Raw genomic sequence first — 7,682 nt, forward strand, 5'->3', positions numbered from 1 at the left:
GCTCCCTAGAGCGGGTCGATGCGCGACAGGTCGGGCTTCTCCAGCCACTCGGCGAACTCGTCGGCCAGCTGGCGGGCCGCGCCAGTGGCGCCGTTCCAGGCCTTCATGCGCGCCGGCAGGTCCTGCCCGTAGCGGCTGAAGTCGTCCCGGTCGGGCAGCTTGCCGTTGGGCAGTTGCTTCACCCAGTCGGGGTCGGGGGCGATCACCAGCATGGCGTCCAGCGCCGGGCTGCTGCGATGCCGGCCTTTCCAGGCCTTGTCGAGCCAGCCCGGCACCACGGCCTTCTGGAAGTGGGGGTACAGCACGATGGGCGACGCCGCCGGCGGCTGGTACTGCAAATGCAGGTGGTAGTCGGTGAGACCGCCGTCCCAGTAGGTACCGGGCGGCGCGCCCGCGATGTTGCGCACCGGGCGCAGCATGAACGGGATCGAGCAGCTCGCCTGCAGCGCGTCCATGAAGTTGTCGGCGAACATCGGCACCTGCCGCGTGCGGTAGTCGAGCGTGCCGAACGGCAGCGGACTGACCCCGCCCGACCCCTCGGGCACGGACGAGAACACCACCCGCTCCAGCCACGCGCCCAGGGCCTTGCGGTGCAAGGCGTTGGCGGTGAAAGCGCCCAGGTAGCCCAGCGGCGTGCGCAGGTGGCCTTCGTGCCGCAGCAGCAGGCGCCCGCGCGAGGTGACGATGTGCAGGCGGTAGCGGGGGTGGTGCAGCGCCTCTTCCACCCGGCCACCGTAGAACAGCTCCAGGTTCTCGCCGAAGCGCTGGCTGATCTGGCTGGCCGTCAGGCGTTTCTGGCCGGCCGGCAGCTCGTAGTGCTGGGCGATGTAGTCGCGCTCGAGCCGCTCGAAGGCGTCCACGGGGTTGCCCAGGCAGGCCGTGGCCATGCGCCAGGCGCCGATGGACGCACCGACCAGGTGCACGGCCTGTTCGCTGCGTGGCAGCCACTCCCCGAACAGGAAGCGGTCGATGGGGCCGAGGATCAGGCCCTTGGGGCCGCCCGCTGCCGCGGGGATGATGCCGACGTCGCGGGGGCGCAGGCCATGTTGTTCGATGTGCCGCCGGGCTGTGGGGCCGGCGTAGAGACGGAGCGCGGACATAGGGCTGCGATTGTCGCGCAGCCCCCGAGGTTCAAAAAGATCAGTTCGGCTCGGACGCTTCCGTGACTTCCGAGTGGCGCGAAATCGACGGGATCTCTTCGGCCACCACCGTGTCGGGGTCGATGCCGAGCACCAGGCCCACCGGGTCCGGGTAGGTGTTGATCAGCAGCTCCGAGCGCATCTGCTGCTCTTCGGCGCGGGCGCGCCAGGAGCCGATGTGGATCACGCCGGCGATGGGCTCGTACACGTCGTTGTCGAACGGCGCGGTCTGGTGCAGGATCGCGTTGATCATGCGCTTGGGAAAGTGCCATTCGCGGGCCAGCGCGGCCCCCACCTCGGCGTAGCTGTAGCCGAACAGGCCGCGTTCGGCCTTGGCGCGCTTGAGGTCCAGCATGGGCACGCTGCGGTCGAGATCGATCATGGCCTCGGGCATGCCCACGTGCATCACAAGCTCGCCGATGCCGTGGATCAGGCCGGCCGTGAACGCGGTGTTCTCGTCCATCTTGATCGGCAGGGCGATGTAGCGCGAAAGGTTGGCGGTGTTGAGGCTGTAGCGCCAGAACTGGTTGAGGTTGACGCCGCCCACGGTGTGAAAGCCCTCGCCGAGCGAGGCGGCGATCACCAGCGCGCGCACCTTGATGAGGCCCAGCACGTTGATCGCATCGCGCGCATTGCTCACCGAGCGGTGCAGGCCGAAAAAGGCGGAGTTGGCGGTTTTCAGCAGCTTGGCCGTGAGCACTGGATCGTCTTCGATCAGAGAGGCCGCCAGCATGGCATCCACGTCTTCCTTGTCGAAGGTCTCGATCAGCTTGCGCACCACCTTGGGCGCAGACGGGAGTGCATTCGGTTGCTTGAGGAGCTTTTCGAGTTGCATGTTGACCTGCCTTTGGTGGTACGTGAATGACAGAAAGTTGGTCTCTCTGTCATCGTCGCGAATGCGACGCACTTTAGAACTTTTCTTTCAGTCGATGAAGGCGCCAAGGGCCTGGCTGAACGACCACTCCGTGGGGTCCTTGCCCAGCACGCTGTCCAGGTCCAGGCCCAGCGAGAGGCCAACCATGTCGGGGAAGGTCGCCACCAGGCCGCTTTCGTCGAGCTTGATTTCCTCGGCGCGGGCGCGCCAGGACGCCAGGTGCAGCACGCCGCCGAGGGCGTCATAGACATCGCCGTCGAACGGCGCGGTCTGGTGCTTGAGCGCGGAGACGATGGTGGTGGGGAACTGCCACTTCTCGGCCATGCCGGCACCGACCTCGGCGTAGGTGTAGCCCAGCACCGAGCGCTCCGCCTCGGCGCGGCGCAGGTCCAGCGGGGGCGTGGCCATGTCGATGGGGCCGATCACATCGGGCATGGCGATGTGCATGATCAGGTCGCCGATGGCGTGCACCAGGCCGGCGGTAAAGGCATTGCCCTCGTTCTGGCGCAACAGGCTGGACAGCGAACGGGAGATGTCCGCCACCCGCAGGCTGTAACGCCAGAACTGGACCATGTCCACCCCCGGCACGTTCTTGAAGCTCGAGCCCAGCGCCGCGGCCATCACCAGCGAGCGCACGTGCGTCATGCCCAGCAGGGCCACCGCCTCCTCCGCGCTGCCGATCTGGCGGCTGACGCGGAAAAAGGCCGAATTCGACAGCCGCAACACACGGGTGGTGAGGGCCGGGTCATGGGACACCAGGCCGGCCACGCGCTTGGGGCTCGGGTCTTCCTTGTTCATCTCGGTCAGCAGGTCCGAGACGGTGCGCGACATCGCGGGCAGGGCGCGCGGGTAATTGAGTAGGGCTTCGAGTTCCATGGGTCGGTGACGTCCGTGACGGAGGTTTTCCGGTTTCCCTCCTTATCGGCGAGTGGGCCGGCGACTTGAGCCCCATGGCCCTGCTTTTGCGCTCAGCCCGGCGGATTGCGCCTGCGTGGCGTCACGGGCTGGCTGCTGTAGCCGTTCAATGGAGCCAACTCAATGTCCGAAGGCTTCTCATCCCGATGCAAGGCACGCGGCTCGTCCTGCCGGGCCGATACCTGAGGCGAGATCCGCTCGAAGTGATTTCCGGCATCGCCCGAACCCGACACGCTGAAGCGGATCCGCACAGCTCCCGCCACCGCCACCTGCACCCGCCTTCCCACCGCGTCGTGGTGGGTCAGGACACCGCCACAGTCCAGGGACAGCGGGCGCTCCAACAGCTCAGCCAGAAAAGGCACCATGGCCGTCGGGAGATAGCGTCGCGGCACCCGGTAAAAGTCCGCAATGCTCCGGAGAAGTCCCCGCCGGAGGTCGGTGTTGTTCAGCAGCCAGCGCGCCGCATCGATCCGCTCTTCGTGCGTCTGGCAGACGCCGAAAGCGAGGCGCGCGTCATCGGACAGGCCAGACACCAGGGCCGGGCCGTCCAGCACGGAGGGAATCCCTGGCTCCTGTGCTTCGTGGCTCAGTTGGGCCACGGCCTGCTGCAGGTGCTGCTCCACCAGGTCTTGCGTGCGCGGGTCGTCGGCGGCGGCCTCCTGCACCAGGTGCTCGCACAGCCGTTGCCGGACGGCATCCGCCTCGGTGCAGACCCATTCTTCGCCTTGCACCACCCCGGCCACCGCGTGCAGCAGGCAGTCGCCATCGGCCCGGGTGCTCACCGGCGGCTTCAGGCCGGTCAGCGCGCCACGGATCACCGTGACCGCCGTCAAGGTCGCGCCCAACCAGGGATGGGCTCCCCGGGGCATCAGCCAGCCGACGGCCGCCAGGCTTCCGTTCATGAAGATCCGTGCGGAAGCCTCCCGCCACCAGGCTGGCAGGTCATGCCCTTTTCCGCCGCACCAGCGCGGCTGAATGTCGATGCTGCGGTCGAACACGCCGGCCAGCAACAGGCTGCCGGCAAAGGCGTCCATGGCTTCGTTCAAGCTGCGAAAGCCGTAGGACATCACCGTGTCGAGCGAAAACGCCTCCAGCGGCTGATCATGAGAACCGAACTGCGGGCTCACCACGTTGCGGGCCGCCAGCCCGTTCAGGGCGGCGCAGCTCAGCCAGTAGGTGACCAGATTCGCCAGCAAACGGTAGCCGTGCCTGGCGGCGTTGTTGCTCGTCTCCCACCGCAGCGCTCTTTCCGCATTCAAGGTCGAGCCGGGAAAGAGCCGCCGGCCGACGACGCCTTGCAGCAGGTCCCGCATGCCCGAATAGACCATGGTCGCGAACAGGCCGGCCACCGCCAGTTCCTCGCCCTCTTCGCCTTGCTGATAGATCGCCACCACGGTCAGTGCGAGGGCGCCAGCGCCGAGTGCGCCGCCGGCCCAGCGGCCGGGAGCCACCCCGGCCAGCGAACCGATGCGCACACCAAAACTGGTTGCCGCGAGCGCGTTGCCGCCGGCGGTGAGCACCATGACGGCGTGCCGCGCGCCGGGCACGTGCGACAGCAGGGCGCGCACACCGATGGCCCCGCCCAGCGTGACCAGGCAGGCCAGCATGGTGGCCGAACCATCCCGCGCCGCATTCCACAGAGCCGCGCAGCACACCGCGCCATAGGTAGGCCGAGGCGGATGGAACCGCTCCTCCGGCACGACGTTAAAGCGCGTGACCGTGTCGATCGACAAGGGGGGGTTATTCATGGCCCAACCACGCCTCTCTCCAGCCGAGGGCCTGAACGGCCAGATTCTCCAGCGTCTGCACGAGCGCGCCGGCATCGGTCTGCGGCAGGTGCAGCTCCATGCAGAGCAGCACGTTGCGCTCGGGGTCCATGGCAAAGGCCGGTGAATGGCCCGTGTACATTACCAGATTCAACTGCAGCAGGGCCACGAGCGCATCGGCCGTGCGCGCCACCGGCAGAGGGCCGAAGCCGCAGTGGATGAACAGGCTGTCGGCCATGATCGGGCGGTGGCTCAGCACGCACTCGGTGTCCATCACACGGAACGTGGCGACCCGGCAACCGCCGGGCACGGAATGGGCCCACACGGCGGCAGGCGCCACGCCCACCCGGTCACAGGTGGTGTCGATGAGATGGCCGAAGGCGTCGTCGCGTCCGGCTGTCGCGTTCAGGTTCAAGGATGTCCTCCATCGTTAGGGCTGCAGCTTCAGTGAGCCCGGCCCGATGGAGGTTCACCCCGGATACCGAATCAAGGGTTTCTCTTCAGCTTGGCGAACGCCGAGGCCATGGCCGATGGCGCCGGCGGCGACGCCGGGCCACTGGCGCGGCCCTGGCCGCGCGAGGGTTCGTAGCGGTTGTCGCGCGGGCCATCGCGCCGGGCCGGCGCCGCATCGAGCTTCATCGAAAGGCCGATGCGCTTGCGCGCCACGTCCACTTCCATCACCTTGACCTTGACGATGTCACCGGTCTTGACGATCTCGCGCGCGTCGTTCACGAACTTGTGCGAGAGCTGGCTTACGTGCACCAGGCCGTCCTGGTGCACGCCCAGGTCCACGAAGGCGCCGAACTGGGCCACGTTGCTCACCGTGCCTTCGAGGACCATGCCCTCGCGCAGGTCGCTGATGTCGTCCACGCCTTCGTTGAAGCGCGCCACCTGGAAGTCCGGGCGCGGGTCGCGGCCGGGTTTTTCCAGTTCGCCCAGGATGTCCTTGACCGTGATGACGCCGAAGCGCTCGTTGGCGAACAGCTCGGGCCGCAGGGTCTTGAGCATGTCGGCCCGGCCCATCAGTTCGGCCACCGGCTTGCCGGTCTTCTCCATGATCTGCTCGACCACGGCATAGGTCTCCGGGTGCACGCCGGTCATGTCCAGCGGGTTGTCGCCGCCGCGGATGCGCAGGAAGCCCGCGCTCTGCTCGAAGGTCTTGGCGCCCAGGCCGGCCACGTCCATCAGCTGCTGGCGGCTCTTGAACGCACCGTTCGTCTCGCGCCAGCGCACCACGGCCTTGGCCACGCTGCCGGAGAGCCCGGACACGCGCGAGAGCAGCGGCACGCTGGCGGTGTTCAGGTCCACCCCCACGCCGTTCACGCAGTCTTCCACCACCGCTTCCAGGGTGCGCGCGAGCTCGCTCTGGTTCACGTCGTGCTGGTACTGGCCCACGCCGATGCTCTTGGGGTCGATCTTCACCAGCTCGGCCAGTGGGTCCTGCAGGCGGCGCGCGATGCTGGCCGCGCCACGCAGGCTCACGTCCACGTCCGGCATTTCCTGCGAGGCGAATTCGCTGGCGGAATAGACCGAGGCGCCAGCCTCGCTGACCACCACCTTCTGCACGCCGGTGAGGTTGGCTTTCTCCAGCAGCTTGATGAGGTCGGCGGCGAGCTTGTCGGTCTCGCGGCTGGCGGTGCCGTTGCCGATGGCGATCAGGTTCACACCGTGCTTGCGGCCCAGCAGCGCCAGGGTGTGCAGCGCACCGTCCCAGTCGCGCCGGGGTTCGTGCGGGTACACCGTGGCGGTGTCGACCAGCTTGCCGGTGGCATCCACCACCGCCACCTTCACGCCGGTGCGGATGCCCGGGTCCAGGCCCATCACCACCTTGGGGCCGGCCGGGGCGGCCAGCAGCAGGTCGCGCAGGTTGTCGGCGAAGACCTTGATCGCCACCGCCTCGGCGCTCTCGCGCAGGCGGGCGAACAGGTCGCGCTCGCTGGAGAGCGAAAGCTTGACGCGCCAGGTCCAGGCCATGCACTTGCGCAGCAGGTCGTCGGCAGCGCGGGCCTTGTGGCTCCAGCCCAGGTGCAGGGCGATGCGGCCTTCGGCCAGCGAGGGCGTGGCCCCGGGCTTGCCGGCGGGCACCGCGTCGGGCGGCTCGGGCAACACCAGCTTGGCGTCCAGGATCTCCAGGCCGCGGCCGCGGAACACCGCCAGCGCCCGGTGCGAAGGCACGCGGGCGATCGGCTCGTCGTACTCGAAGTAGTCGCGGAACTTCGCCACCTCGGGCGCGTTCTCATCCTTGCCGTTCACCAGCGTGCTCTTGAGCAGGCCTTCGCTCCAGAGCCACTCGCGCAGGTTCTGCACCAGCGAGGGGTCTTCCGCCCAGCGCTCGCTCAGGATGTCGCGCACGCCGTCGAGCACGGCCGGCACGGTGGAAAAGTCGGCGCCGGGTTTGCCGTCATCGAGCACTTCCGGCGGCCGGGTGAACGCGGCGGCTTCGGTGGACGGGTCCAGCGTGGGGTCGGCGAACAGCTTGTCGGCCAGGGGTTCGATGCCGAATTCGCGCGCGATCTGGCCCTTGGTGCGGCGCTTCTGCTTGAACGGCAGGTAGAGGTCTTCCAGTTCCTGCTTGGTCGGCACGGCGGCGATGGCGGCGCGCAAGGCGTCGGTGAGCTTGCCCTGTTCGTCGATGCTCTTGAGCACCGCGGCCCGGCGGTCTTCCAGCTCGCGCAGGTAGTCCAGGCGGTACGACAGCTCGCGCAGCTGGATGTCGTCCAGGCCGCCCGTGACCTCCTTGCGGTAGCGCGCGATGAAGGGCACCGTGGCCCCTCCATCCAGCAGCTCGACCGCCGCCTGCACCTGTCGTTCTTCAACCCTGATTTCTGTGGCGATCTGCCGGATGATCTGCTGCATGCACCGTCGATGTGAAAACAAGAAGCGCGCGAGTTTGCCACAGCCGTTGGGGCTACCATCGGCACTGTTTGTGGTAGGCGCCTGACCCGTTTCCACCATGCAAGACGACCTCTTCGGCGACCCGCCCCCTCC

6 protein-coding genes are annotated in these 7,682 nt (G+C 68.0%); all 6 read right to left on the reverse strand.

Annotated elements, in window-relative coordinates:
• Window positions 1-5 precede the first annotated feature (5 nt).
• The 6 genes from AC07ZS_RS02160 to AC07ZS_RS02185 all read right to left on the reverse strand — a co-directional run bounded on the left by AC07ZS_RS02160 (window position 6) and on the right by AC07ZS_RS02185 (window position 7,550).
• Entirely contained in the window at window positions 6-1,100 is a 1,095-nt protein-coding gene (locus tag AC07ZS_RS02160; protein WP_494796989.1) for a patatin-like phospholipase family protein, read from the reverse strand.
• A 40-nt stretch (window positions 1,101-1,140) separates the two neighbouring features.
• Window positions 1,141-1,974: an HDOD domain-containing protein gene (locus tag AC07ZS_RS02165; protein WP_291119479.1), complete on the reverse strand. Its 834-nt coding sequence runs from the start codon at window positions 1,972-1,974 to the stop codon at window positions 1,141-1,143.
• 87 nt (window positions 1,975-2,061) lie between these two features.
• Window positions 2,062-2,889 carry an HDOD domain-containing protein gene (locus AC07ZS_RS02170; protein WP_494796990.1) on the reverse strand — a complete coding sequence of 276 codons (828 nt, stop codon included), beginning with the start codon at window positions 2,887-2,889 and terminating at the stop codon, window positions 2,062-2,064.
• Between the two features lie 92 nt (window positions 2,890-2,981).
• Window positions 2,982-4,676: a hypothetical protein gene (locus AC07ZS_RS02175; RefSeq protein ID WP_494796991.1), complete on the reverse strand. Its 1,695-nt coding sequence runs from the start codon at window positions 4,674-4,676 to the stop codon at window positions 2,982-2,984.
• Window positions 4,669-5,109, reverse strand: a complete 441-nt coding sequence (locus tag AC07ZS_RS02180; protein ID WP_494796992.1) for a CesT family type III secretion system chaperone — start codon at window positions 5,107-5,109, stop codon at window positions 4,669-4,671. Before AC07ZS_RS02180 ends, AC07ZS_RS02175 begins: the two co-directional genes overlap by 8 nt.
• A 71-nt stretch (window positions 5,110-5,180) precedes the next feature.
• Window positions 5,181-7,550, reverse strand: coding sequence for a Tex family protein (locus tag AC07ZS_RS02185; protein ID WP_494796993.1), 2,370 nt, complete (start codon window positions 7,548-7,550; stop codon window positions 5,181-5,183).
• Window positions 7,551-7,682 lie beyond the last annotated feature (132 nt).

This window comes from Hydrogenophaga sp. GW456-12-10-14-TSB4, from assembly GCF_059424305.1.